Raw genomic sequence first — 24,363 nt, 5'->3', positions numbered from 1 at the left:
AATGGGCGCCGGATGGGCTGGACGATCAGCGCGCGTCCAACCCCTCGTCGGGGACCTGTCGGCGCCAGCTGGCGGGCAGATCGAAACCCGCCGACCAGATGCCCAGCGCCTGGGCACGCGCCGCCAGATGCTCAGTCCAATAGTCGCCGGCCGAAACCGCCATGCCCTGGCGCACCATTTCAGCCCCCAGGTCCGTGTTAGCGATAGTGCAGCGGGCGAGGAAGCGGCCATAGCGATCCCTCCCCTCGGCACGGCAGGTGACAGGTCCTTTGGCCAGCAACCCGGCAAGCGCCGTGCGCGCGGCCCGGCCGCAGGCCCAATCTGGTCCATCGGGCGCGGGACAGGTCTGGTCCAGTTCGGGCGCATCAAGGCCGATCAGGCGGACACGGCTGTCGCCGAGGCGAAAGCTGTCACCATCGCTGGCGCGCCCCACCCCGGAGAGCGGCTGGCTCGGGGCGGATTGCCGGATGACCAGCGCCGCAACAATAACCAGCAGGCCGACCATGACAGACATGGCCAGACGACGGGCCTGTCGGGAATTTGGCAGCGGGTTGCGCCGTCCCATTTCACCACCCGTTAACTACGCCCCGGTAAGCTTGGGCTCATCAGCGTAGCGAATAGAGTTCTTGTTCGCATCAGTTAGTAATGAGTAACCATGACGTCCCAACCGGCTGTCACTGACGACGTCCGTTCGCAGATGGGACGTGACGGAAAGCGCACGGCGCAGAAGACTGTGCTTGACGCCCGCCAGCGCCTGACCTCCAGCTCGGGAACGCGCGCCTCCTTCGATTTCGAACTCATGCACGACTATGCCGACTCGCGCGTGGCCGGTGCCCTGCCCATGGCGGCGATCGTGGGTATTCTGGCGACAGTGGCGACGCTTTGGGTGCCGCCGCTGTTCACGGCGCTCTGGGCCGGGTCGGTGGTGCTGGCGCTGCTGATCGTGGTGCTGATGGCCCAGCGCTTCCGCAACAGCGACCCCGCCAGGTTCAATGCCGGAGACTGGACCGCGACCTTTGTCGCTGGCGAACTGGTGCTGGGCATCGCCTGGTCGCTGCTGGCGCTGTTCACCCTGGTGGCCGCGCAGGCCGACCTGGCCCCGGTGATGTTCGCCATGGTGCTGGTGGCCATTGCGGCAAATGCCATTGCCACGCGCACGCTGCCGCCGGCCACGCTGATGAGCACGCTGCCGGCGACGTTGACGGTTTCCGCCGGGCTGGTCATCCAGGGTGGCGTGTTGAACTACACTCTGGGTGGCGTGGCCATTTGCGGCGAAATCTTCTTTGTCTATCTGGCGCGGCAGCTGCACGGGTCCGAACTCGAGACACTGACGCACCAGGGCGAAAAAGACTCCCTGATCAGCGAGCTGGAAGAGGCCCGGCATATGTCCGACGAGGCCCGCCGCCATGCCGAACAGGCCAATATCGCCAAGTCGCAGTTCCTGGCCACCATGAGCCATGAGCTGCGCACACCGCTCAATGCCATCATCGGCTTTTCCGAAGTGCTGCAGTCCGAGCTGCTTGGGCCGCACCAGGTGCCGCAGTACAAGGAATATGCCGGCGACATTCACAGCAGCGGCCAGCATCTGCTCAACCTGATCAATGAACTGCTTGACCTCAGCCGCATCGAAGCCGGCAAATATGATCTCAACGAGGAAGTGGTGTCGCTGGTCGATATCGCCGCCGACTGCCGCCGCATGATGGAGCTGCGCGCCAAATCGAAGGGCATCGACCTGGTGTTCAGCGTGGGCGAGAACCTGCCCAAGCTGTGGGGCGACGAGCGCGCCATCCGCCAGGTGGTGCTGAACCTGTTGAGCAATGCCATCAAGTTCACGCCACAGAACGGCAAGGTGATTCTGGTGGTGCAGCGCAGCAGCGATGGCGGACAGATGGTCTCGGTCAAGGACAATGGCCCGGGCATTCCCGAGGACGAGATCGAAACCGTGCTGTCGTCCTTCGGCCAGGGGTCGCTGGCGCAAAAGACCGCCGAACAGGGCGCGGGCCTGGGCCTGCCGATCGTGCAGAAGATCATGGAACTGCACCAGGGCCGGTTCGACCTGTTCAGCAAGCTGCGCTTCGGCACCGAGGTGATCGCCACCTTCCCGCGCGCGCGCGTCATGGATGCGCTGGCCCCGGTGGTGGAAAAGAAGAACCGCCTCGAGATCTATTCGCAGGCCGGCTAGGCGCCCGCCAGCGGCGCCTCAGCTCTCCTTGCCGCTGACCCCGGCGGAATCGAACGTCGCCATATTGGTATGCAGGTGCAGCGCCGTCTTGACCAGCACGGCGGCCAGCGCCGCGCCACTGCCCTCGCCCAGCCGCATGCCCAGATCGAGCAGACCCGTCTGGCCCATGGCCGAAAGCGCCCTGGCATGGGCGGATTCGGCCGAAACATGGGCAAACAGGCAATGGTCGATGGCCGCGGGATTGACCGCATAGGCGATGGCGGCGGCCGCGGTGGCGACAAAGCCATCGACGATCACCGGCACCTTCTGATGCCGGGCGGCGATCAGCGCACCCAGCATGGCAGCGATCTCACGGCCACCCAGGCGCGCGAGAATGGCCAGGGGATGGTCGAGCTCGCCGGCATGGCGCGCCAGAGCACGATCAACGGCATCGGCCTTGCGCGCCAGGCCGGCATCATCAACGCCGGTGCCCCGGCCAACCCAATCGGCGCCGGTGCCGCCAAACAGCGCAGCGTAGAGCGCTGCGGCAACGGTGGTGTTGCCGATGCCCATTTCGCCGATGCAGATCAGGTCCGGCTTGCCGGCAATGGCTTCCATGCCATAGGCGATGGTGGCAGCGCACATCTTGTCATCCAGCGCTGGCTCCAGCGTGATGTCGCCGGTGGGCAGTTCGAGCGCCAGTTCGAATACGCGCAGATTGATCTCGTGCAGCGCACAGATCTGGGAAATCGCGGCGCCGCCATTGGTGAAATTGGCAACCATCTGGGCAGTGACTTCGCGCGGGAAGCTCGACACGCCCTGGTCGGTGACGCCGTGGTTGCCAGCGAAAATAGTGACCATGGGGTTGTCGAGTCGCGGCTGGGCCCGGCCCTGCCAGCGGGCCAAAAATTCGACCAGGCCTTCGAGCGCGCCGAGCGAGCCAGGCGGCTTGGTAAGCTGGGAATCACGCGCCCGCACGGCCGCAACAGCCGACTCATCGCCATCGGGCGGCAGTGTCAAAAGCTCGACAACATCGGCGTAGGCGGGGTTGAGCGAAGGCATGGCGAGTCCGGTCTGCTGTGGTAGGAAGGTGGGGTCTTGTTGCGTAGAACGGGGGCAAATGCAATTGAGCCAGGAGCAATCCAGCGACGCCATCGACAGCGATGTGCGTGACGCCAGCCGCCCGCCCCCGCCGCCGCCAGCCATGGGGCTGGTCGCCGATTTCATCATGGCGCTGCGGCTGTTCTCGCGGCTGCCAACCGGCAGTTCGCCGCATCAGCCGCCCGATCTGAACCGCATCGCCATGGCGCTGCCGCTGGCCAGTATCGCCATTGGCATCGGCCCGGCGGCGCTCTTGGTGCTGGGGACATTGGCGGGTCTGCCACCGTATTTTGCCGCGACTTTGGCTGTGGCTGCCATGGTGCTGGCGAGCGGCGCCATGGGCGAGGACGCGCTGGCCGATGCTGCTGACGGCTTGTTCGGCGGGCACACCACCGCCCGCCGGCTCGAGATCATGAAGGACAGCCGCCATGGCACCTATGGCGTATCAGCACTAAGCCTGTTCATCCTGCTGCGAGTCACCGGCCTGGGCGCCATAGCGGCGGTCAGCCCCCTTGGCGCGGGGGCGGTCTGGCTGGCTGCCAGCGTCGCAGGGCGCTCGTCGGCCATCTGGCTGGCGGTGGCCCTGCCCGCGGCGCGCAGCGACGGTCTCTCGGCTGCTGCAGGCAGCGTGTCGCCAATCAGCTTTGCCGTAGGGGCGGTGTTTGCCGCCGTGTTGCTGTTCGTGCTGGGTGGCCCGGCGACGAGCCTGGTGGCCCTTGGAGCAGCACTGCTGGCTGCGCTGGCCATGGTGGCGGGCTGGACGGCGCTGTGCAAACGCCTCGTCGGCGGCCAGACAGGCGACCTCATCGGGGCGCTGGGCGCGCTGACGGAAGTGGCGGTGCTGACGGCGCTGTTACCGTTCGCTCTGCGCTGATGCCTTGAAATCGCCGCCTGCCTTGCCTTTATCTGGACCATGACCTGCCCCCGGACAGAAAGCGCGCCAGCATGATCTTCATCGGAATTGCGCTGCTGGTGGCCGCGGGACTGGCCTTGCTGATCAGTGCAGACGTGGGGAGCCTGGTGGGTCTCAGCCAGATGCAGACTGCGCAGCTGATCCCCATGGTGGTGCTGCTGATCGTCTTTGCCGGGGGCCTCTTCACCAGGCCGCGGCGATTGAAGGAGCTGCTGACCGGCGTGGTGCTCTGGGCCGGCATTTTTGGCGTGGCCGGGCTCACCTATGCCTATCGCGATGAGCTGGTGGGCGTGGCCGGCCGGATCATGGGCGAGTTCCAGCCCGGCGTGGCCCTGGTCGATGCCAAACAGGGCACAGCGACCTTCCGGCGCGGTATCGGCGGGCATTTCCAGGTCAATGCCAATATCAATGGCCATGAGACACCAATGATCTTTGACACGGGCGCTAGCGCGGTGGTGCTGAGCGTGGCCGATGCCGAGGCGGCCGGGATCGACACCGACGCCCTGAACTTCACGACGCCGGTATCCACCGCCAATGGCACGGGGCGCGCGGCGCGCATTCGTATCGACCGGCTTGAGGTCGGTGGCATCGTGCGCCAGGGCGTTGCCGCCTTTGTGGCCGAGCGTGGGGCGCTGGAGACCAGTCTGCTGGGCCAGACCTTCCTGGAAACGCTGCAGCGCTACAGCGTGACGCAGAATGCGCTGGAGCTGGTGGACTAGATGCGAAAACGGCCGGTGCGAACACCGGCCGTTTCCCTTTTCAGCGATCCGCCTGATGTCAGCTGACGGCGAACTGAATGGCCTGGCTGCTGACGATGTACCAGGTGACGAACAGCGCGTTGATGAAGGCGCCGGGCAGATAGCTGCCGGTGCGCCGCCAGGCAAAGGTCGACAGGAACGCCACCACGGCCAGTAGCGGCAGGAACTGCATGCCGATCACGGTATTCAGCGGCTCGTTCATGCTGAACAGATGGCCGGTGAACAGCAGCGTGAGATACTGGAAGCCCAGGAACACCACAAAGCCGAGCGTGAGCGCCAGGATGTTGGACAGATACTGCACGAGGCGGCTATCGCCCCGCACCGACAGGCCCGTGTGCAGGCCGCGCAGGGCCAGCACGAAGAACACCGTGAACGGCACCAGATAGACCACGGCAATCTTGGCGCGGACCAGGTCAAACGGCTTGAGCGCCAGCACCCAGAAGCGGAAGTCGACCTTGAAGAAGAAGTCGACCGCACAGACTGCCAGATAGCCAATGCCCACCGTGGCCAGCGCAATCAGCACTGAGCCCAGGATATCGCCACGGCCTTGCACCTTGTTGCCCTTGAGCAGGAAGCCCGTGACCAGCACGATCAGGCCATTGAGCACGGCCCAGAGCGCAATCTGCGAGGTGAAGGTTTGCGGCAGGATGGCCGAGGCCGGGAACAGCACAGTCGCCCAGTAGAAGAAGGGGTAATAGGTGATCACGGGCACAAAGGCGGCCAGGGCGAAGGCCAGCCACCACTTGGCAGTGCGCTTGTCGTGCGCAGTGCCGGCCGGTTCACGGCGCAGATGGGCGAAGGCCTGGGTGGACAGCAGCATTTCGAAGGTGCCGGCCAGCAGCACGACAAAGCCAACCAGGGCGATCAGCGTGCCGATTTCCTTCCAGATCCAGATCTGGTCGTCCACCGGCAGCGGCTTGGCGCCGTCCAGTGTCTGGTCAAACCAGGTGATGGCATCGCCAATGGCTTCATTGGAGAAGTGGTCGCCCGGATGGGTGGTGTTGGGCTGGGTCAGCATGCGACCGGTGCCGGCGGCAATGTCGCCATAGAGCTGGCCGGCAACAACCGGCTCAGTGACGCCAAACACGGTCTGCAGCTTGGCACTGACAGGCACCTCCTGGGCGGTGGGAACGCCCCACATGACTTGAGAGAATTCGTCGAACTTGGAGAAGACCACGGCCAGATTGCGCGGCCAGCTGGTGTCGCCTTCCTTGGCGAAGGGTGCGCCGGTGCTGGAGCCTTCGAGCACGACGGCCTTATAGGCGTCGGGCATGGCGGCGGCGGCAGCCAGAACGGTCCAACCGCCCATGGAATGGCCTTCCAGGCCAATATTGTTCACATCGACAATGTCGAGCGTGCGCAGATAGGCCAAGCCCGCCGGACCGCCGAAGCCATTGGCAAAGGCCGGCGCGTCGGAATAGCCGTGGCCCTTCTGGTCGAGCGCCAGCACGACGTAGCCGCGGCGGGCGAATTCGATGGCGAAACCGTCCTGGGTTTCGCGGCTATTGAAATAGCCGTGCACCGCCAGAATGGCCGGTGCCTTGTTTTCGGCGCTGACGCCCGGCGGCACATAGAGCAGACCGCTCATGACCTCGCCATTGGTGCCATTAAAGCGCAGATCGCGAATAGTGATGCCGCCCGAGGTCTGAATGAAATGCGCTAACAGGGCACCGAAAAGGATGATGATCCACCCCAGGTGGAACAGGCGAAATTTTCTCAGCATGACAATGAGCTCCCCTTAAAGGCCGCAACCATGGCCCGCGCTTGGTGGCGGGTATGTCCAGTTGCTAAATGTCTTTAGCAGACATTGAAACGAAACAATACGCGCCCCAATCGAAATATTTCCGCTGCAATCCGAACCATGGTCTGCGGCAGATGACGGTCTTCTCCCGCGGGCGAACTCCCGCTAGCCTGCAGGTTCGCGCCTCTCTGAAGGAGTCCTGCCATGCCCGTTCGATCTGATGATGAATCTCTGTTGCGTCAGGCCTTTGCCGTGGCGCAGCGCTCCCGCGCACAGGGCGACCACCCCTTTGGCGCGATTCTGGCCGATCGGGACGGCACAGTGCTGATGGAACAGGGCAATGGCTTTTCGGCCGAAGGGCATGACCGCACCGCCCATGCCGAAAAGCTGTTGGCCACGCGCGCCGGCAAGGCCTTCAGCCTTGAGGTTCTGGCCGGAGCGACGCTCTATAGTTCAGCCGAGCCCTGCGCCATGTGCGCCGGGGCGATCTATTGGGCGGGCATCGGCCGGGTGGTGTTCGGGCAGACCGAGCGCGGACTCAAGGCGATGACGGGCAATAATCCGGAGAACCCGACGCTGGACCTGCCGTGTGCGGTGGTGTTTGCCGCCGGGCAGCGCCCCACCGAAGTGGTGGGCCCGCTGCTCGAAGACGAAGCCACGCAGCTGCAGGCCGACTACTGGGCCAGTCGCGGCTAGCTCGCTGCGGCGAGGCGCGACCGGCTGACAGCGTCCAGCGCCTGCTGCATCACGCGGGAATCGGCGCCGGGGCGGCAGGCTTCCACGCTCAGGATCTGGCGGAACTGGCGGGCGCCGGGCAGGCCATTGGCCAGGCCAAGCATATGGCGGGCAATATTGTTGATGCGCGTGCCGGCGGCGGCCTCGCGATCGGCATAATCGGCCATGGCGGCCATCACCTCGGCCAGCGACACCGGCGCGGTGGTCGCGCCGAAAATGCGACGGTCGACGTCGGCCAACAGCATGGGATTGTGATAGGCGGCGCGGCCGAGCATGACGCCATCGGTATGCGCCAGCTCAGCCTCGGCAGCATCCAGGGTTTCAATGCCGCCGTTGATCAGCACCTGCAGCGGCGCCAGTCGCGCGCGCAGGCGATGCACCCGATCATAATCGAGCGGCGGAATGGTGCGATTCTCCTTGGGGCTGAGGCCCTTGAGCCAAGCCTTGCGGGCATGGACATAGAGCGCGTCGACGCCGGCGGCGACCATGGTATCGGCAAAGCGGTCGAGGCTTTCCTCGGTGTCCTGGTCGTCGATGCCGATGCGGCACTTGACGGTGACGGGCCGGTCGGTGGCTTCACGCATGGCCCGGACGCAGTCGGCCACCAGGTCGGGCTCGGCCATCAGGCAGGCGCCGAAGCGGCCGGACTGGACGCGGTCGGAGGGGCAGCCAACGTTGAGGTTGATCTCGGCATAGCCGGCGGCATGGGCAAGGCGCGTTGCAGCGGCCAGTTCAGCTGGGTCGGAGCCGCCCAGTTGCAGCGCCACGGGCTGTTCGACCGGGTTGAAGCGCAGATGGCGCTCGGCATCGCCATGCACGATGGCCGCGCTGGTGACCATTTCGGTGAACAGCAGGCTTTCGCGCGTCAGCAGACGGTGAAGGAACCGACAGTGGCGGTCGGTCCAATCCATCATCGGCGCCACGGAAAAGCGGCGGGCGCGGGCGAGTGTGGCGGCGGGCGAGGTCATAGCGGCGGGCAATAGCGCAAATCGGGCAGATTGGCCAGAAGGCTGGCGCAAGGCGCATTTGCACAAGACGCTAACATGTTAGTGATGGCGCTGTAGAACGATATCCGCTATGGCGGCAGGCACAGTCCAATTGAGCCGTGGTGAGCATGTCCCAGCCCCGTTCCATCGCCGTGATCGACATCGGCAAGACCAATGCCAAGGTGGTGCTGATCGATGCCGTGTCGCGCCAGCAGATTGCCGCGCACAGCACGCCCAACAGCGTGCGGCAGGACGGGCCCTACCCCCATGCTGATGTCGAACGGCTGTGGGGCTTCATCACCGAGAGCCTGGCCGCGCTGCAGGCGGCGCATGGAGTGGATGGCATTTCGATCACCACCCATGGCGCCACCGCGGCGCTGATGGCCGGCGATGGGCTGGCCATGCCTGTGCTGGACTATGAATATGCCGGGCCGGAAGACACGGCCGAGGCCTATGGGCTGGTCCGCCCCGATTTTGCGGAGAGCCTGTCGCCGCGCCTGCCCAATGGGCTCAACCTGGGCGCGCAGATCTTCTGGCAGAGCCGGACGCAGGCCGAGCACTTTGCCACGGTCACCGCGATCCTGACCTATCCGCAATATTGGGCCTGGCGGTTGACCGGCGTGCTGGCGAGCGAAGTGACCTCGCTGGGCTGCCACACTGACCTTTGGGCGCCGGCGCTGGGGCAGTTCTCGAGCCTGGTGACGGGCGAGGGCTGGACCGGGCTCTTCCCGCCGGTGCGGCCAGCGGCATCGGTGCTGGGCACGATCACCCCTGCGGTGGCGGCGGCGTCGGGGCTGGCGGTCAATACGCCGGTCACCTGTGGTATCCACGATTCCAATGCGTCCCTGCTGCCGCATCTGGGCACGCATGCGGAGCCCTTCACGATCCTCTCCACCGGCACCTGGGCCATCGCCATGACGGTGGGCGGCGACACAAGCCGGCTCGACGCGACGCGCGATAGCCTGGCCAATGTGGATGCGCATGGTCGCGCCGTGCCGACGGCGCGCTTCATGGCCGGCCGCGAATTCGACCTCCTGGCGCCGGGCGCGGTGGTGCCGAGCGATGCCGACATCGATGCGGTGATATCAGGCGATATCCAGGCGCTGCCCAGCTTCACGCCGGGCGTCGGCCCCTACCCCGATGCAGTCGGTCGCTGGACGGTCGATCCCGCCACGCTCAGCCCTGGGCAGCGGACCGCCGCCGTGTCGCTCTATCTGGCGCTGGTGACGCGCACGTGCCTCGACCTTTGTGGCCTGGGCCGGCAGATCATCATCGAGGGACCGCTGGCACGTAACGCTCTGTTCGCCGCGGCGCTGGCCGAACTCACCGGTGTGACGGTGACGGCATCGGGCGATGCCACCGGCACCAGCCTGGGCGCCAGCATGCTGTTTGGCGGGGCGGCGGGCGCGGCGGGCGGCACGGCCATCGCGGCGCTGCAGCACCCCGGGTTCAGTGCCTATGCCGCGCGCTGGCGGGACCGGCTGTCGCGAGACGAGCCGCACTTGGGCTAGCGCATCGTCTGCCGCTAACCATCTGCACGAAAAGCGCGAATTCCGCTGGTGCTATGACGCAATTTGCTCGAATCGCATCGGGGAACCCGATAAAGCTTGCCTCGCCTGCCGGATGGCAGTGAAGCGAGGAAATTATGAAGTCGAATATCTTGGGCGTCGTTACTCTTTCGGCACTTGCCTTGATCTCGGTGGTCAGCACCGCATCGGCACTGGACCGCACGGTCAGTGTCAACAACCTGACTGGCTCGGTCATGACCGAGTTCTACGCGTCCAACACCGGCACGGGTGACTGGCAGGAAGACATCCTGGGTGACCAGGTGGTTGGCGCTGGCGAGACGGCAACGATCAACATCGACGACGGTTCGGGCTACTGCAAGTTTGACTTCAAGGCCGTGTTTGACGACGGCACCGAAGTCATCGCGCCTGACAACAATGTCTGCGAACTGACCGACTTCAATATCACCGAATAACGGCCGCCGTCTGGCTGGCTAATGGGGCGGATGCCATGACCGGCGTCCGCCCTTCTGTTTTGCACCAATGGAGGCTCAGCGGTCGGGGAGTTCATCCACCGAGGTGGTGCGGCGATGCAGATTGCGCTCGCGCAGCCAGATATAGAGGCCGCTGCCGATGATGATGGCGGCGCCCAGGAAGAACCAGCGGTCGGGCGGCTGGTTGAAGATCAGCCAGCTGGCGATCGCCAGGTACAGCAGCTGCAGATAGTTGAACGGGGCGAGCGTTGCGGGCGTCGCAAAGCGATGGGCCACCGAAATCAACAAATGGCCCAACACGCCCGCCGTGCCCAGCGTGAAGAAGGCGATCCAGGAGATGGGCTGGCTGGGCCAGGTCCAGTCGCCAAAGGCAAAGGGCGTCACCGCGACCAGCGCAATGCCGCCAGCATAGAACTGCTGGGTCATGGCGCTGTCGACACCGGCCAGCTTGCGGGTGAGGATGCCAAAGACCGCTCCGGCAAAGGCGGCCAGCAGGCTGAGCAGGGCGGCAGGATGGAACGCCTCGGTGCCCGGACGGATGATGATCAGGATGCCGACAAAGCCCATGGCAATGGCCAGCCAGCGGCGCCAGCCGACGGTTTCGCCCAGCAGCGGACCGGACAGGGCGCAGACCATCAGCGGGGAGGTAAACAGCAAGGCGCCCGTCACGGTCAGCGGCAGATAGCGCATGGCCAGGAAATTGCCGCCAGTGGACACCAGCAGACAAAGACCGCGCGCACCCTCGAGCTGCCAATTGCCGGTGCGGAACAGATCCCAGCCGCGAACCGGCAGCACCAGTATCAGCAAGAGGCCGACATGGATGCCATAGCGGGCGAACATGATCTCGGTGGTTGGCATGCCTGTGGTGGCGAGCCATTTGGCCGAGACGTCGAGAAAGATCAGGATCGACTGCGCCAGCAGCAGGATCAGGATCGCGCGATTGGCATTGTGCTCGATAGCGGCAACCGGGCTGGCCATCAGGCTTCCTCGGTCACGGGGGATGCCGGGCGCGACAGGGCCCGTTCACGCAGCCAGATATAGAGCCCGCTGGCCACCACGATCGGGGCGCCGATGAACAGCGAGGTGTCGGGCGGCTGGTGGAAGATGAACCAGCTGGCGGCGATGAAGAACAGGATCTGCACATAGCCAAACGGCGCCAGAGCCGAGGCCGGAGCAAAGCGGTGCGCCACGGTCATGAACTGGTGGCCGGTGAAACCGACCACGCCGATCAGCGACAGCACGGCCCAGTCGACCGGTGTCGTCGGCCAGGTCCAGGCGGCCAGGGCGAAGGGCGCCAGCACCAGGGTTGGCAAAGCCGCGCCATAAAATTGCTGGGTGCCGGCCGAATCCACGCCCGCCAGCCGCCGCGTCAGCATGGCATAGCTGGCGTAGCTGAGCGCACCGCCCAGCGAGAGCAGCGTAGCAGGGTGGAACACCTCGGTGCCGGGGCGGACGATGATGAGGACACCGACAAAGCCCACGGCAATGGCGGTCCAGCGCCGCCAGCCGACATGCTCGTGCAGAAACAGCACCGACAGCGCCGTGACGATCAGCGGTATGGTGAAGCCGATGGCGCCGGTGACGGTGAGCGGCAGGTAGCGGACGGCGGTGAAATTGCACAGTGTCGAGCCGATGAGCGCGGCCGCGCGCAGCAGTTCGAGCTTGAGATTGTTGGTGCGCAACAGGCCCAGGCCCTGGCGCGGCAGATTGATGGCCCCCGCCAGCCCCAGATGGACGGCATAGCGCACGAACATGATCTGCAGCGCCGGGATGCCGACCAGCCCCAGCCATTTGGCGGAGGAGTCGAGACAGACAAACAGGAAATAGGCGCCGAGCACCAATCCGATGCCCAGAAGACGGCGCTCCTCGATGGGCGCAATGGTGGTCGACATATGAAGTCCGGACAAAGCAGGCGGCGCGGGAAGGACAACCCAGCGTTGGAAGATCGCGCCGCTCCTGTCAATGACAGGCTGATGAAATCTTGTATGGAAGTTGGCGGTATTGGCGATGAACGCGGCGTACGAGGCTGCCACCGCCGAACCCGCCACTCAAGCAGAGCCCGCGCGGAGAACGCGCCACCGGCGCGATCTCCTCTATTGGACAGTTCGAAGCCCCTTCAGGGGCGTTCTGCGCTTCTAGAACGTCTCGCTGAGGTTGCGTACCTTGAGCGACTGCACCAGTTCGGACGCCGACGGGGCGGCCCCGTGGCGCGGGGTGAAGGTGAGGTCAGTAGTGCGGCCCGGCAGCAGCGTCACGGCATTGTCGGAGAAATAGCCGGGCACATCGACCGTGGCGGTGACGAAGAGCGCTGGCTGGTCACTGGTCAGGCTGAGCACGAGCTGGCCGTTGACGTCGGACCAGCCGGCTCGCACCTTGGGCTGCACCAGTTCATAGGCCTTGTAGGGCTTGGGGAAGAAGTCGTTCTCGCCCAGCAGATTGCCCTTGGCGTCGCGCCAGGAGAAGAACAGGAACTCATCGGCAGCCAGCGCTTCTGCGGGCACAGCGGTGACTTCGATGGCGGCATCCGCCGAGATGGCCGTATTGCCGGTGAACAGCACGCGCTGGCCGCCGCCGACCTTGACCGCCAGCACTTCGAGCGAAATCGCCAGCGGAGCGCCGGTGTCGTTGATGGCCTTGAGCACAATGCGGCTGGCGGGCGCGCCTTCGACCGGCTTGCCGCGCGAATTGGTCGGCACCACATCATGCACCGGCACGGCCACGACATTGACCGGCAGGAAGAAGCGTTTGGCCATATACTGCAGCAGCTTCCACTGCCCGCCGTAGTCCAGGCTCGACCAGGACGCGACCGGCCAGATGTCGTTGATCTGCCAGAACAGCGTGCCCATGCAGCGCGGCTTGGTGGAGCGCCAGTATTCGATGGCGGTCTTGATGGCCAGGCCCTGCTGGATCTGGGACAGGAACACCATCTGGTCGAAATCGCGCGGGAAGCGGAAGTAGCGCGTCATCGTCTCCAGGATGCGCGCATTGCCGCCGTCATTGCGCTGATGGTTTTCCATCACCGGCGAGGACGGGTTGCGGTCCTTGGGCTCGGAGAAGGTCTCGATGATGTTCATCGAGGTGAAGGACTGGAAGCCGAACTCGGAGGCAAAGCGCGGGTTGACCGTGCGATAGGCCTCGAAGGACTTGGCCGAGTGCCAGACGTCCCAATAATGGGTGTCGCCGCGGGTGTCGGCATGCCAGCCGTCGGAGAAGTCGAGATAGCCCATCGACGGCGAGGATGGCCAGAAGCGGCGGGCCGGATCTTCATCCTCGACGATATTGCCCAGCATGGAATTGAGCCGGTCGTAATTGGCGACATAGCGCTCGGGCGCCGCCCTGGTCTCGGGATACCAGCCGAGCGAGCCGATGACTTCGTTGTCGCCGCACCACAGCGCGATACAGGCATGGTGGCTGAGGCGCCGCACCTGCTGGGTGATTTCAGTGCGGACATTGTCGAGGAACGGCCGGTCGGACGGATAGCTCATGCAGGCGAACATGAAGTCATGCCAGATCAGAATGCCCAACTCGTCACAGAGCTCGTAGAAGTAATCCGGCTCATACTGCCCGCCGCCCCAGATGCGCAGCATGTTCATATTGGCGGCCTTGGCGCTTTCAAGCAGGTCGCGGATCACCGCCGGGGTGATGCGGCTGGGGATAGCGTCGGCCGGAATCCAGTTCGCACCCAACATGGAGATATCGCGGCCGTTGATGCGGCACTTGAAGGAATGGTCGATCTCGTCCTTCTCGACCACCCATTCCAGCTGGCGCAGACCGATCTGGCGGGTAGTCTTTTCCCCCTCCAGATTGGTCACCAGTTCATAGAGCGGCTGGGCGCCCTGCCCGGCCGGCCACCACAGCTTTGGGTTGTGGATGGTGATGTTGTGCGTGAAGACGTTCTCGCCCTTTTGCACCGACACCTTGTCGGTGACGGTCTGGCCATCGATGCTGTGCTCAAGCTCCACCTCACCATGAGCGAAGGCGAAAAGCCGAGTCTTTATCGACAGTTCCACCGTGCTCTTGCCATGGGCCTGGTCGACCTGGACGCTCTCCTGACGGGCCAGGCGCGAGCGGCGCAGGCTCATGGTGCCATACACGCCGATGGGCATGATGCAGATGCCCCAGTCCCATCCGGCATGGCAGGCTGCCTTGCGGATGAAGTTCATCGGAATGCCCTTGAGGCCATTGGTCTGGTAGTTTTTGGTGAAGGGGATCGGGAAGGGATGGGCGTCCGAGCGCGCCTGGGCCACCTCGGGGGCAATGGCGAAATCGATGCGCAGGGTATTCTCCCCCACCCGCACCTTGCCGGTGACGTCGATGTCGTTGCGCAGGAAGCTGTTCTGCGTCTCGGCGACCACTTCACCATTGAGCGAAATGGTGGCGATGCAGTCCACCTCGGCCAGGGTCAGGGTCAGGTAGCCATCGATATCGGCAGCGCTGGCGTCAAAGCGCCGCTCCACCGACCAGGCGGTCTCATTGACCCACATGACGGTCTTTTCGTTCTCGCCATAATAGGGGTCGGGAATATGCCCGCCCGCCAAAAGGGCGGTGTGGACATCGCCCGGCAGGGTGATCGGCGCGGCAATGGCGACCGTCGGCGAGGTCAGCGCAAAGGTGCCGGCCAGATCGAGGGCCGAGTAGGTGTCGGGAACAGACATGGGCGAAGTCTCCGGGTGCCCGGCGCCGCTGCCAGGCCTGCGTGTCGATGAGTGTGATTGGCGGCGGCAGCGTGCACCGCAATCGATTGCAACGTTCTATCTGGACTCGTGAGCGCTTCCAATGGGGAGACGCAGCCGAATTGATCGCCTAGCGCATCCCTGGGGCAACCCGCCAGCCTTTGGAACGTCTCGAATGGGCGACAATAGTCGTCTGACCGTCGCAATCCAGCGGGTCGCGTTTACTGTTGTGTTAGGGTTTTGGGCGCTATTTTGGCAATGATTGAGGGCAAATCTGCCATGTCGGGACTGAAATCTGCGCTGGGGGCACTGTCGGCTCCCCAAGAGCCGGAGCTGGTTATGGCCCAGGCACGCGCCCTCGCGCGGCAAATTCCGCTGATGTACATCATGCTGGTCATCAATTCTCTGGTGCTGGCTGCCACCCACTATGGCTCAGCGCCAGATCTGATGACTGTCTATATTCCTGGCGCGTTGACGATCGTCTGTGTGGCGCGACTGGTTTTCTGGTGGCGGCGGCGCAACCGGCTGATCGATCCGGTGCGGGCGCGGCGGACGCTCAACTCCATGCTGTGGATCACGGGGCCCCTGTCGCTGGGCTTTACCGGCTGGGCCATTGCGCTCTACCCCTATGGCAATTCCTTCCAGCAATCGCACATTGCCTTCTACATGGGCATCACCACAATTGGCTGCATGTTCTGCCTGATGCATGTGCGCGCTGCCTCGCTGCTGGTGGCCGCCTGCGTGCTGGTGCCGTTCACCCTGTTCTTTTCCTCCACCGGCCACGCCATCTTCACCGCCCTGGCGGTCAATATGGTGGTCGTGGTGGTGGCCCTGCTGGTGATCCTGCTCGGCAATAACCGCGATTTCAACGCGCTGGTTGCCTCGCGCAGCGCCATGCTGCAGCGCCAGCAGGAGACGCAGCGCCTGTCGGACGAAAATGACCGTCTGGCCAATGTCGATACGCTGACCGGCCTGCCCAATCGCCGCTCGTTTGATCGCCATCTGGCCGCGCGACTGGCCGACGCCCCCGCAGGCGGCATTGCCGTGGCGCTGATCGACCTGGACAGTTTCAAATCGGTCAACGACATCTTTGGCCAGATCACCGGGGACCGGGTGCTGATCGAAGTGGCGCGCCGCATCGATCAGCTGCGGCGGCCCTCGACCTTCATCGCCCGGCTGGGCGGCGACAATTTCGCGCTGATCATGGATGGCCCGACCAGCGAGACACTGCTGCAGGTGTGCGGCGATCTGGTGTGCAGCGCGTTGCGCGCGTCCTTTGACATGCCCGGCGCCACCATTCACCTGACCTCTTCGGTGGGCTTTGCCGCCTCAAGTGTCGATGACACGGCTGAGACGCTGTTCGACCGCGCCGACTATGCCACCTCGGTGGCCAAGCGCGACCAACGCGGCAAGACCGTGGTGTTCTCCGAGCGGCACGCCCAGGAGATCAGCAAGGTGCGCATGCTTGAGCACGCCCTGCACACTGCCGATCTCGACAAGGAACTCTACATCCTGTTCCAGCCGCAGTTCGACATGGTTCTCAAGCGCACCACGGGCTTTGAAGTGCTGGCGCGCTGGAAGAGCCCGCTGTTGGGCGAAGTCTCACCCATCGAGTTCATTCCGCTGGCCGAGCGCACCGGCATGATCTGCAAGATCACCGAGACCGTGCTGCGCAAGGCACTGCTGGTCTCCAAGGGCCTGCCGCGCGCCATGCGGCTATCGGTGAACCTTTCGGCACATGACATCGGCTCGGCCACGGCCATCGAGAATATCGCAGCCATGGTGGAATCGGTCGGGCGCCCCCGCCGGATCGATTTCGAGATCACCGAGACGGCCGTGATGCGCGATCTGGTGCAGGCCAATGATGCGCTGCTGTCGCTGCTGGCGCTGGGCTCGCGCATTGCGCTTGATGACTTCGGCACGGGCCATTCCAGCCTCACCCATGTGCAGCGGCTGCCGCTGGACCGTATCAAGGTGGACCGCAGCTTTGTCGCCGACGTGACCCATGACACGACCAGCCGGGCTATCGTCAAGACGACGATCGACCTGTGCCGGAACCTGGGGATTTCCTGCGTGTTTGAGGGCATCGAGACCGAGGACCAGTTGCAGGTGCTGACCGGGTTGGGCGGATCGGTGATGCAGGGGTATCTCTTCGGCCGGCCGATGCGCGAGGAGATGGTGCACAACCACATCCTCACCGAGCGGCGCGATTGGGGCAGCGAGCCAGCGCAGGTTTTCGGCAATACCGGCTGATTGCCGCCAGGGCATTGGCGCCGCACGCGGGATGCGCGCGACGCCAATGGGTCAGGTGATGGCGTCCAGGTCGAGGAAGCCGCCGGACTGGCGTTCCCACAGTTGGGCATAGTGCCCGCCAGTGGCCAGCAGCTGGGCATGGGTGCCCTGCTCGACGATCTGCCCCTTTTCCAGCACCACCAGACGATCCATGGCGGCGATGGTGGAGAGACGGTGGGCGATGGCGATAACCGTCTTGCCCTGCATGAGTGTCGTCAACTGCTCCTGGATGGCCGCCTCGACCTCGGAATCGAGGGCGGAGGTGGCTTCATCGAGCACCAGGATGGGCGCGTTCTTGAGCAACACCCGGGCGATGGCGATGCGCTGGCGCTGACCGCCCGAGAGCTTGACGCCCCGCTCTCCGACATGGGCGTCGTAGCCGGTGAAGCCCTTGGGATCGACCAGGCCCATGACGACGTCATGCACCTTGGCCTGCTCGGCCGCCCGGATCATCTCCTCGTCGGTGGCCGTCTGCCGCCCATATTTGAGGTTCTCGCGGATAGAGCGATGCAGCAGCGAGGTGTCCTGGCTGACCAGGCCAATGGCCGCCCGCACGCTCTCCTGGGTGACATCGCGCACATCCTGCCCGTCGATGCGGATCGAGCCGCCCTGCACGTCGAACATGCGCAGGGCCAGGTTGACCAGCGTCGACTTGCCCGAGCCCGAGCGCCCCACCAGGCCGATCTTTTCGCCTGGCGCCACCGTGAGGTGGAAGTCCTCGATGACGCTGCCGGCCTTGCCCCGCCAATAGTTGAAGCTGACATTGTCATAGGTCAGCTCGCCCTTGCTGACATGCAGGGGCTTGGCGCCGGGCGCATCGACCATGGTCAGGGGCTGGGCGATGGTGTCCATGGAATCGCGGACCGTGCCCACCTGGCGGAAGATGTTGGAGCCGATTTCGAGGATCCAGCCGCTCATGTTCATGATCTGGAGGGCGAAGGGGATGGCAGTGGCCACGGCGCCGGCCGCCAATATGCCTTCGTTCCAGCCCTTGAGCGCCAGCCAGGTCACCGACACCACCAGCCCGGCGTTGAGCAGGAACAGGATGGACCACATATAGGTGAACACCCGCATCAGCTTGCGGAAGCTGACGGCGTGATCCTCAATGGAGTCAGCGACATAGCGATCTTCGTGCTCGCCGGTCGAGAAGGTCTTGAGCGTCTGGATATTGGTATAGCTGTCCACGATCCGGCCGGTCATGACCGACTTGGATTCCGAGAGTTCCTCGGAATAGCGGGCAATCAGCGGCATGGTGATGGTGAACAGGATCGCGTAGAGCAGCAGCCAGGCCGCGATGGGCACCAGCAGCACCAGGTCGAGCCGGGCCAGTACGACAATGGCCACCACCACGAACACCAGCGCATACCAGGCGGCGTCGATGGTCAGGTTCACCCCGATCTCGATGGCTTCACCGGCCTGGATGATCTTGTTGGCGATGCGGCCGGCAAAATCGTTCTGGAAGAAGGTCCAGCTCTGGCGGATCACATGCCAGTGGCTCTGCCAGCGCACCAGATCGACCAGATTGGGCACGATGCCGTGGTTGCGGATCAGCGTGTCGCACAGAAAAGTCAGCGGCCGGATGACGACGACGACCAGCACCATCCACAGGAAGGTCTGACCGTTGAGGGTGAACATCTCGCCGGGCGGGGTCGTGGCCAGCATACCGACCACCAGGCCGACAAACACGGGCATCAGGGCATCAGCCACCGAGCCGATGGCCACCAGCACGATGCGGATGACGAAGGCGAGGCGGAACTGGCCGACAAAATAGGTAACAAAAGGACGAAGGCCCATAGGGGGCTGGCGATTTTCGGCCAGCGCGGTGGGCGAATAGAGATGGTCGAAATAGTCGATGACGCGGTTGAACATTTTGAGCTCGTTATCTTGAGCCGCGCCTGACGGAGTTTTTCTGGCTCAGGTCAGGTTCGGAATCGGTCCATGGGTTTGCGTTTGGCGCCCGGCGCGGGGTTTCGCGGTGCAGTTATGGCCGTTTCGATGATGTCACCCATTTTGGGGTCTCCTCTGGTTGTTGGCTTGATACTTCAGCCGCCTTCCCTCCCCCTGGTGAGGGGGAAGGCGGATTGCATATTCTGCGCCTACTGCGCGGCCGCAGTGGCGTCAGTATCGGCGTCTATGAAACCGCCGGACTGGCGGTTCCACAGGCTGGCATAGATGCCGCCGGTCTGCAGCAGCTCGGCATGGGTGCCCGTCTCGACGATGCGCCCCTTGTCGAGCACCACCAGGCGATCCATCATGGCGATAGTGGACAGGCGATGGGCAATGGCGATCACGGTCTTGCCCTTCATCAGCAGCTGCAGCTGGCCCTGGATGGCCGCCTCGACCTCGGAATCGAGGGCCGACGTGGCTTCGTCCAGCACAAGGATTGGGGCGTTCTTGAGCAGGACCCGCGCAATGGCGATGCGCTGGCGCTGTCCGCCCGAGAGCTTGACGCCCCGCTCGCCCACATGGGCATCAAAGCCCTTGCGGCCCTTGGGATCGCTCAGCCCTTCGATAAAGGTCGTGGCCTCGGCAAGATCGGCAGCCTCGCGCATCATCGCCTCGGTCGCATCGGGGCGGCCGTAGAGGATGTTGTCGCGCACCGAGCGGTGCAGCAGCGAGGTGTCCTGGGTGACCACGCCGATATTGGCGCGCAGGCTGTCCTGCGTCACATGGGCAATGTCGTGCCCATCGACCAGCACATGGCCATCGGCGCGGTCGTAGAAGCGCAGCAGCAGGTTGACGAGCGTCGACTTGCCAGCGCCCGAGCGTCCGACCAGGCCGATCTTTTCGCCCGGACGGATATGCAGGTTGAGGTCCTCGATGACACCGCCGGTCTTGCCGTAGTGGAACGAGACATTCTCGAACTTGATGTCGCCCTTGACCTCGGGCAGCGCCTTGGCGTCGGGGAGATCCGACACCACACGGGAGACCGACAGCGAAGCGATGCCATCGCGCACGGTGCCGATGTTCTCGAACAGCGAGGACATTTCCCACATCACCCACTGGCTCATGCCCTGGAAACGCATGACCAGGCCCAACGACACGGCCAGCGCGCCCGGGCTCATCAGCCCGTTCAGCCACAGCCAGAGGCCTGTCGAGGCCACCGCGAACAGCAGCAAGGCATTGGACCACAGCACCGAGATATTGAGCACGGTGAACAGGCGCATCTGCCGGTAGGCGGTGTCGAGGAACTCGTCCATCGCTTCCTTCGCATAGGTCTCTTCGCGGTTGGAATGGCTGAAGAGCTTCACCGTGGCGATATTGGTGTAGCTGTCGACAATGCGACCGGTCATCAGCGAGCGGGCGTCGGCCTGCTCGGCCGAGATCTTGCCCATGCGCGGGATGAAATAGGTCATCATCCAGACATAGGCGACCAGCCAAACGAGGAACGGCACGGCCAGGCGCCAGTCTGCCGAAGCCGCCAACACCAGCGCGCCGGTGAAATAGACGACAACATAGACCAGCATGTCGAGCAGCTTCATGACCACTTCGCGCACGGCGAGCGAGGTCTGCATCAGCTTGGCGCCGATACGGCCGGCAAACTCGTCCTGGAAATAGCTCATGGACTGGCGGATGAGGTAGCGGTGGCTCATCCAGCGGATGCGCTGCGGGAAATTGCCCAGCAGCGTCTGGTGCATGGTCAGGGTCGAGAGCGCGGCAAAAGCGGGCACGACAAAGACCACTGTTGCGCCCATCAGCGCCAGCTTCCAGCCATCAGTTTGCAGGAACGTGGCGCGGTCGGCCTCGGCCAGCCAGTTCACTACATCGCCGATGAAGCCAAAGATGACGATTTCGCCGATGGCTACCGCCGCGGCGGCAAAAGCCATCAGCGCCAGCCACTTCTTGGCGCCATTGCTGTAGTGCAAACAGAATTGCAGCAGGCCCTTGGGGGGCTCCACCGGGTCGCCGGGGGGATAGGGGTCCAGCCGTCGCTCAAACCAACGCAACATCGTCCATCACCATTGTCTGTGCCTGAGAGGCGAAATGTCCGGCCAGCAAGGCTATGGCGCGGCAAAGGCGCGCACATGCATGGATTGGCCGAGGGCAAATGCGCCGGTCGGGGAATGTCAGAAGCGCCCTCGATACGCCCGCAATTGACGCAGAGGAGGCACGCGGAGTGCCCGCAGGTTGCCTCTCCCCAATGCCGTCCCATTTGGCGTAGAAGAGTGCAGCAAAGCGGTCACTGGCCGCGTAGGTTACACGAAAGCGCCGAGTCTGCTGTTGCGGCGCAGCCACAGTTGTTTTGAGACCGCAGTTTTAACGGATCCGTTCATGCGCACCGACACCGAGCACACCATCTATCTCAAGGACTATACGCCGAGCCCGTACAAGATCGTGTCGGTCGACCTCGACTTCCGCATCGAGGCCACGGAAACGCGCGTGCGGGCCCTGCTGACGGTGGAACCCGCCGCGAATACCGCAGCCGGCACGCCGCTGGTGCTGGATGGTGACGAGCTGGTGCTGGATTCCATCGCCATCGACGGCGCGCCGCTGGTGCTGTCGGCCTATGCCAGCGACGCCAATAGCCTGACCATTGTCGAGCCGCCGCTGCGCCGCTTCGTGCTGGAAACCGAAGTCACCATCAAACCGGAAGGCAATACCAAGCTGATGGGGCTCTATCGCTCGGGCGGCACCTGGTGCACGCAGTGCGAGCCGGAAGGCTTCCGGCGCATCACCTATTATCTCGACCGGCCGGATAATCTGGCGGTGTTCAAGGTGCGCATGTCGGCTCCGCGCGATCTGGCGCCGGTGCTGCTGGCCAATGGCAATCTGGTCGAGACCGGCGATGCCGGCAATGGCCGCCACTTTGCCATCTGGGAAGACCCCTTCCCCAAGCCGGCCTATCTGTTTGCGCTGGTCGCCGGCGACCTCGGCCATATCAGCGACAGCTTCACCACCGCCTCGGGCCGCCAGGTGGCCCTGGCCATCTACTGCACCCATGGCAAGGAAGATCAGTGCCTGTGGGCCATGGACAGCCTCAAGCGCTCCATGGCCTGGGACGAGCGCCGCTTTGGCCGCGAATATGATCTGGACATGTTCAACATCGTGGCGGTGAGCGACTTCAACTTCGGCGCCATGGAAAACAAGGGGCTGAACATCTTCAACGACAAGCTGGTGTTCGCCCAGCCTGAGAGCGCCACCGACGCCGATTATGACGGCATCGAGCGCGTGATCGCGCATGAGTATTTCCACAACTGGACCGGCAACCGCATCACCTGCCGCGACTGGTTCCAGCTGTGCCTGAAAGAGGGGCTGACGGTCTATCGCGATCAGGAGTTCACCAGCGACGAGCGCTCCAGGGCGGTCAAGCGCATCTCCGACGTGGTAACGCTGCGCGGCGCGCAGTTCCCCGAGGATGGCGGTCCGCTGGCCCATCCGGCCCGACCGGACCAGTATCGCGAGATCAACAATTTCTATACTGCCACGGTCTACGAAAAGGGCGCCGAGATCGTGCGCATGCTGGCCACGCTTCTGGGCGAAGCCGGCTTCCGTCGGGGTATGGACCTCTATTTCGAGCGCCATGACGGCGACGCCACCACCATTGAGGCGTTCCTGGCCGTCTTTGCCGAAGCCAATGGCATCGACCTCGAGCAGTTCAAGACCTGGTATCTGCAGGCCGGCACGCCGCGCGTCACCATGGCGGACAGCTATGATGCCGCCAGCCAGACCTACACCCTGACGCTGCGCCAGGAGACGCTGCCGACGCCCGGCCAGCCCACCAAGCAGGCGCTGGTGCTGCCCATCAAGTTCGGCCTCATCGGCCCCAATGGCAGCCCCATGGGCTGGACCGGGGTCAGCGGCGCCGAAGTGCGCGACGACATGATCGTGCTGCGCGACGGCCAGGCGGAAGTCGTGTTCACGGGCGTGCCAAACCGCCCGGTGCCGTCCTTGCTGCGCGGCTTCTCGGCGCCGGTGACGCTGGACACCACGCTGACCCAGGATGACCAGCTGTTCCTGGCCCGGCATGACAATGATCCGTTCAACCGCTGGCAGGCGCTGCAGGATGTCGGCATGGCGCTGGTGGTTGCGGCCGTCCGCGGCACGCCCTGGACGGTCGAGGCCGCACAGGCGCTGAGCGATGCCTTTGGCGAGACCCTCGCCAGCCCGACGCTCGACGATGCCTTCAAGGCCCTGGCGCTGTCGCTGCCGGCAGAAGGCCAGATCGCCCGGACCCTTGGCAAGGATGTCGACCCCGACCGCATCCATGCCGCGCGCGACGCGCTGCTGCGGGCGGTGTTCGCCCCGCTGGCCCTGCCCATGCTCAACGCCTATCGCAAGCTGACCAGCGACGCGCCCTATGTGCCCGATGCGGGCAGCACCGGCCGACGCGCCCTGCGGAACCGTCTCCTCGGCCTTCTGGTCGCCAGCGAGGCCGCCGGCGCCGGTGCCCTGGCGGCACGGCAATATAGTGAGGCCCGCAATATGACGGATCGGCTGGCAGCGCTCAGCGCCAGCGCCATCAGTTGGACGGTCGAGGCCCCCGCCATGCTGGGTGACTTCCACACCCGTTTTGCCGCCGGCAATCCGCTGGTGCTCGACAAATGGCTCGCGGTAACGGCTGCGGTTCCCGCAGATGGGGTCATCGAGCGCATTCGTGCGGTCCTGGCCGCGCCGGATTTTCCGCGCACCAATCCCAATCGCCTGCGCTCACTGGTGGGCACGTTTGCCATGAGCAATCCGACGCAGTTCGCACGGGCCGATGGTGCCGGCTTCCGCTTTGTCGCCGAATTCGTCGCCGAGGTGGATAAGGTCAATCCGCAGGTGGCCAGCCGCGTGCTCACCGGCTTCCGCATCTGGCCGATGCTGGACACTGAACGACGCGCGGCCGCCAAGGCGGCGCTCGAAGGACTGCAGGCGACGGGCGGCCTCAGCCGCAACACGGCGGACATCCTCACGCGCATGCTGGCAAGCTAAATCGGCATCAAGATTGGAAGAATTTTTCTTCGTCGCTAAGTGATTCTGCTGACTCGCGTTTTCGTGAGTCAGCCCCTCCGCTGCCCGAC

Annotated in this window: 17 protein-coding genes; 8 read left to right on the top strand and 9 right to left on the bottom strand. The window is 64.4% G+C overall.

Annotation, left to right across the window (positions count from 1 at the left end; all coding sequences use genetic code 11):
• Positions 1 to 25: 25 nt before the first annotated feature.
• Positions 26 to 514 carry a thermonuclease family protein gene (locus tag E8M79_RS08045; protein ID WP_248304937.1) on the bottom strand — a complete coding sequence of 163 codons (489 nt, stop codon included), beginning with the start codon at positions 512 to 514 and terminating at the stop codon, positions 26 to 28.
• A gap of 141 nt (positions 515 to 655) precedes the next feature.
• Between E8M79_RS08045 and E8M79_RS08040 the strand changes: the two genes are divergently transcribed.
• Complete coding sequence (locus E8M79_RS08040; protein WP_248304936.1) at positions 656 to 2,182, top strand: HAMP domain-containing sensor histidine kinase; 1,527 nt, start codon at positions 656 to 658, stop codon at positions 2,180 to 2,182.
• 18 nt (positions 2,183 to 2,200) lie between these two features.
• On the opposite strand, the gene cobT is transcribed toward E8M79_RS08040, so the two are convergent.
• Positions 2,201 to 3,223, bottom strand: a complete 1,023-nt coding sequence (cobT, locus tag E8M79_RS08035) for a nicotinate-nucleotide--dimethylbenzimidazole phosphoribosyltransferase (protein WP_137151420.1) — start codon at positions 3,221 to 3,223, stop codon at positions 2,201 to 2,203.
• Positions 3,224 to 3,281: 58 nt separating this feature from the next.
• On the opposite strand from cobT, the gene E8M79_RS08030 reads away from it, so the two are divergent.
• Positions 3,282 to 4,136 carry an adenosylcobinamide-GDP ribazoletransferase gene (locus E8M79_RS08030; protein WP_171015783.1) on the top strand — a complete coding sequence of 285 codons (855 nt, stop codon included), beginning with the start codon at positions 3,282 to 3,284 and terminating at the stop codon, positions 4,134 to 4,136.
• Between the two features lie 71 nt (positions 4,137 to 4,207).
• Positions 4,208 to 4,894 (top strand): TIGR02281 family clan AA aspartic protease, encoded by a 687-nt coding sequence (locus E8M79_RS08025; protein WP_137151418.1) that lies wholly within the window; start codon positions 4,208 to 4,210, stop codon positions 4,892 to 4,894.
• Between the two features lie 58 nt (positions 4,895 to 4,952).
• Here E8M79_RS08025 and E8M79_RS08020 read toward each other — a convergent pair whose 3' ends face one another.
• Complete coding sequence (locus E8M79_RS08020; RefSeq protein ID WP_137151417.1) at positions 4,953 to 6,656, bottom strand: alpha/beta fold hydrolase; 1,704 nt, start codon at positions 6,654 to 6,656, stop codon at positions 4,953 to 4,955.
• A gap of 222 nt (positions 6,657 to 6,878) precedes the next feature.
• On the opposite strand from E8M79_RS08020, the gene E8M79_RS08015 reads away from it, so the two are divergent.
• Entirely contained in the window at positions 6,879 to 7,370 is a 492-nt protein-coding gene (locus E8M79_RS08015) for a nucleoside deaminase (protein WP_137151416.1), read from the top strand.
• Here the strand turns inward: E8M79_RS08015 and dusA are convergent.
• Complete coding sequence (gene dusA / locus E8M79_RS08010; RefSeq protein WP_137151415.1) at positions 7,367 to 8,377, bottom strand: tRNA dihydrouridine(20/20a) synthase DusA; 1,011 nt, start codon at positions 8,375 to 8,377, stop codon at positions 7,367 to 7,369. The two genes, E8M79_RS08015 and dusA, sit on opposite strands and share 4 nt — an antisense overlap.
• 146 nt (positions 8,378 to 8,523) lie before the next feature.
• Here dusA and E8M79_RS08005 point away from each other — a divergent pair, with 146 nt between their 5' ends.
• Together E8M79_RS08005 and E8M79_RS08000 are read left to right on the top strand one after the other, a co-directional pair.
• Positions 8,524 to 9,906: an FGGY family carbohydrate kinase gene (locus tag E8M79_RS08005; protein ID WP_137151414.1), complete on the top strand. Its 1,383-nt coding sequence runs from the start codon at positions 8,524 to 8,526 to the stop codon at positions 9,904 to 9,906.
• 134 nt (positions 9,907 to 10,040) lie between these two features.
• Positions 10,041 to 10,376, top strand: coding sequence for a hypothetical protein (locus E8M79_RS08000; RefSeq protein ID WP_137151413.1), 336 nt, complete (start codon positions 10,041 to 10,043; stop codon positions 10,374 to 10,376).
• Between the two features lie 75 nt (positions 10,377 to 10,451).
• On the opposite strand, the gene E8M79_RS07995 is transcribed toward E8M79_RS08000, so the two are convergent.
• The 3 genes from E8M79_RS07995 to E8M79_RS07985 form a co-directional block, all read right to left on the bottom strand.
• Entirely contained in the window at positions 10,452 to 11,372 is a 921-nt protein-coding gene (locus tag E8M79_RS07995) for a DMT family transporter (RefSeq protein ID WP_137151412.1), read from the bottom strand.
• On the bottom strand, positions 11,372 to 12,286 hold the full coding sequence (locus E8M79_RS07990; protein ID WP_137151411.1) for a DMT family transporter: 915 nt from the start codon (positions 12,284 to 12,286) through the stop codon (positions 11,372 to 11,374). The genes E8M79_RS07995 and E8M79_RS07990 overlap by 1 nt, the downstream gene beginning before the upstream one ends.
• 243 nt (positions 12,287 to 12,529) lie before the next feature.
• Positions 12,530 to 15,049 carry a glycoside hydrolase family 2 protein gene (locus tag E8M79_RS07985; protein ID WP_137151410.1) on the bottom strand — a complete coding sequence of 840 codons (2,520 nt, stop codon included), beginning with the start codon at positions 15,047 to 15,049 and terminating at the stop codon, positions 12,530 to 12,532.
• Between the two features lie 357 nt (positions 15,050 to 15,406).
• Here E8M79_RS07985 and E8M79_RS07980 point away from each other — a divergent pair, with 357 nt between their 5' ends.
• Entirely contained in the window at positions 15,407 to 17,320 is a 1,914-nt protein-coding gene (locus tag E8M79_RS07980; RefSeq protein ID WP_171015782.1) for an EAL domain-containing protein, read from the top strand.
• A gap of 51 nt (positions 17,321 to 17,371) precedes the next feature.
• Here the strand turns inward: E8M79_RS07980 and E8M79_RS07975 are convergent, their stop codons facing one another.
• Positions 17,372 to 19,228 carry an ABC transporter ATP-binding protein gene (locus tag E8M79_RS07975; RefSeq protein ID WP_137151408.1) on the bottom strand — a complete coding sequence of 619 codons (1,857 nt, stop codon included), beginning with the start codon at positions 19,226 to 19,228 and terminating at the stop codon, positions 17,372 to 17,374.
• Positions 19,229 to 19,455: 227 nt separating this feature from the next.
• Positions 19,456 to 21,309: an ABC transporter ATP-binding protein gene (locus E8M79_RS07970; protein WP_137151407.1), complete on the bottom strand. Its 1,854-nt coding sequence runs from the start codon at positions 21,307 to 21,309 to the stop codon at positions 19,456 to 19,458.
• A gap of 322 nt (positions 21,310 to 21,631) precedes the next feature.
• On the opposite strand from E8M79_RS07970, the gene pepN reads away from it, so the two are divergent.
• Positions 21,632 to 24,274, top strand: a complete 2,643-nt coding sequence (gene pepN / locus E8M79_RS07965) for an aminopeptidase N (protein ID WP_137151406.1) — start codon at positions 21,632 to 21,634, stop codon at positions 24,272 to 24,274.
• The last annotated feature ends 89 nt before the right edge of the window (positions 24,275 to 24,363 follow it).

The sequence above is a fragment of the Devosia sp. FKR38 genome, assembly GCF_005222805.1.
Lineage (GTDB): Bacteria > Pseudomonadota > Alphaproteobacteria > Rhizobiales > Devosiaceae > Devosia.
Note: the sequence above shows the minus strand (reverse complement) of the source record. Positions and strands in the feature narration are given on the sequence as shown.

Coding starts and splice junctions, on each gene's coding strand:
- E8M79_RS08045 (WP_248304937.1), bottom strand. CDS start 514: ATGTCTGTCATGGTCGGCCTGCTGGTTATTGTTGCGGCGCTGGTCATC.
- E8M79_RS08040 (WP_248304936.1), top strand. CDS start 656: ATGACGTCCCAACCGGCTGTCACTGACGACGTCCGTTCGCAGATGGGA.
- cobT (WP_137151420.1), bottom strand. CDS start 3,223: ATGCCTTCGCTCAACCCCGCCTACGCCGATGTTGTCGAGCTTTTGACA.
- E8M79_RS08030 (WP_171015783.1), top strand. CDS start 3,282: ATGCAATTGAGCCAGGAGCAATCCAGCGACGCCATCGACAGCGATGTG.
- E8M79_RS08025 (WP_137151418.1), top strand. CDS start 4,208: ATGATCTTCATCGGAATTGCGCTGCTGGTGGCCGCGGGACTGGCCTTG.
- E8M79_RS08020 (WP_137151417.1), bottom strand. CDS start 6,656: ATGCTGAGAAAATTTCGCCTGTTCCACCTGGGGTGGATCATCATCCTT.
- E8M79_RS08015 (WP_137151416.1), top strand. CDS start 6,879: ATGCCCGTTCGATCTGATGATGAATCTCTGTTGCGTCAGGCCTTTGCC.
- dusA (WP_137151415.1), bottom strand. CDS start 8,377: ATGACCTCGCCCGCCGCCACACTCGCCCGCGCCCGCCGCTTTTCCGTG.
- E8M79_RS08005 (WP_137151414.1), top strand. CDS start 8,524: ATGTCCCAGCCCCGTTCCATCGCCGTGATCGACATCGGCAAGACCAAT.
- E8M79_RS08000 (WP_137151413.1), top strand. CDS start 10,041: ATGAAGTCGAATATCTTGGGCGTCGTTACTCTTTCGGCACTTGCCTTG.
- E8M79_RS07995 (WP_137151412.1), bottom strand. CDS start 11,372: ATGGCCAGCCCGGTTGCCGCTATCGAGCACAATGCCAATCGCGCGATC.
- E8M79_RS07990 (WP_137151411.1), bottom strand. CDS start 12,286: ATGTCGACCACCATTGCGCCCATCGAGGAGCGCCGTCTTCTGGGCATC.
- E8M79_RS07985 (WP_137151410.1), bottom strand. CDS start 15,049: ATGTCTGTTCCCGACACCTACTCGGCCCTCGATCTGGCCGGCACCTTT.
- E8M79_RS07980 (WP_171015782.1), top strand. CDS start 15,407: ATGGCCCAGGCACGCGCCCTCGCGCGGCAAATTCCGCTGATGTACATC.
- E8M79_RS07975 (WP_137151408.1), bottom strand. CDS start 19,228: ATGTTCAACCGCGTCATCGACTATTTCGACCATCTCTATTCGCCCACC.
- E8M79_RS07970 (WP_137151407.1), bottom strand. CDS start 21,309: ATGTTGCGTTGGTTTGAGCGACGGCTGGACCCCTATCCCCCCGGCGAC.
- pepN (WP_137151406.1), top strand. CDS start 21,632: ATGCGCACCGACACCGAGCACACCATCTATCTCAAGGACTATACGCCG.